Source organism: Oleiphilus sp. HI0128 (genome assembly GCF_001635365.1).
In genome coordinates this window covers 1-1487 of sequence record NZ_LWGG01000289.1, presented here as the reverse complement: position 1 = coordinate 1487, position 1487 = coordinate 1, and the positions used below count along the sequence as shown (strand labels likewise).

Below are 1487 nucleotides of genomic sequence, written 5' to 3'. Positions count from 1 at the left end.
GTAGTAAGCTTAAGCCTTGTTTTTGCTTAGCGGATAAAGAAATAAGTGGGAATTCACCAAGCGAAGCAGTCGATGGGGCTTCTGACGTTTTATCCACTTTGTTTCGAACAATTGTTATATGGTCCTGATTATCGAGCTTTTCCAAAAACTCTGGCCATAGCGTGTCTGGTAATGAGTCAGAGTTTGATTCAATAGATGAAGCATCAACAACTAAAAGAATTCGATCAGCTTGTTCAATTTCCTGCCAAGCTCTATCAATACCAATCTGTTCAACTTTATCAGTACTTTCTCGAAGCCCTGCCGTATCAATAATATGTAAAGGCATTCCATCAATATTGATCTGCTCTTTAAGCACATCACGTGTAGTTCCTTCAATATCAGTCACAATAGCTGAATCGCGTCCTGCTAAAGCATTCAGCAAACTAGACTTACCTGCATTTGGACGACCGGCAATTACCACCCTCATTCCTTCAGTTAGTAGTGCCCCTTGATTCGCATTATTGATTAAGTCATTCAAGGTATCAATCAGAGTATCAACTTGCTCCAGGACATGTGACTCAGAAAGAAAATCAACTTCTTCTTCAGGGAAATCAATTGCTGCTTCCACGTACATTCGGAGTTTAATCAAGCCGGATACAATGGCATCAACTTGCTGAGAAAAGTCCCCTTGTAGGGAACGCAAAGCAGAACGAGCAGCCTGCTCGGAAGTACTGTTTATCAAGTCAGAAATAGCTTCAGCCTGAACCAGATCCAGCTTGTCATTAAAAAAGGCGCGTTGAGAAAATTCTCCCGCTTCTGCTAAGCGAGCACCATTCGAAACGATGGCTTTTAACAAAAGATCCAGAATGACCGGGCCACCATGAGCTTGGAACTCAACGACGTCTTCACCGGTAAAGGAGTGGGGACCTTTAAAGTACAGGGCAATTCCCTGATCTAAACGTAAACCATCTGGATCATAGAAATCGCAATAATGTGCATATCGATTCTTAGGCTCAAAATGAACCATCAGTTTAGCGATATCTAAGGCTTTTGGGCCTGATACCCTGACAATTCCAACTCCGCCACGACCTGCCGCCGTAGCAAGAGCTGCAATAGTGTCTTGATAATATTCACTCATATCAAGAACAGGGTAGATTAAGCGTTAGCTTTTTCGATTTGTCTGGTAATTACCCACTGCTGTGCAATCGACAGAATATTGTTTACTAACCAGTAAAGAACTAGCCCTGAAGGGAACCATAAGAAGAAAACAGTCATTACAACAGGCATAATCTTCATGATCTTAGCTTGCATTGGATCAGGCGGAGATGGATTTAGCTGCATTTGGATAGCCATACTTGCACCCATCAGAATCGGCAGAATGAAGTAAGGATCCATTACCGATAGATCGTGAATCCAGAACATAAATGGAGCATGGCGTAATTGAACACTCTCCATCAAAACCCAGTATAAAGCGATAAATACAGGCATCTGAACAAGAATAGGCAGAC

The 1487-nt window shown here is 42.2% G+C and carries 2 protein-coding genes; both read right to left on the bottom strand.

The genetic code is table 11. The features are described 5' to 3' along the window. Positions 1 to 1117 (bottom strand): tRNA uridine-5-carboxymethylaminomethyl(34) synthesis GTPase MnmE (gene mnmE, locus A3763_RS03745; RefSeq protein ID WP_068759895.1); only part of this gene is annotated, 1117 nt, incomplete at its 3' end. 17 nt (positions 1118 to 1134) lie between these two features. Continuing rightward, on the bottom strand, positions 1135 to 1487 hold a 353-nt coding region (gene yidC / locus A3763_RS03740), incomplete at its 5' end, for a membrane protein insertase YidC (protein WP_156494881.1).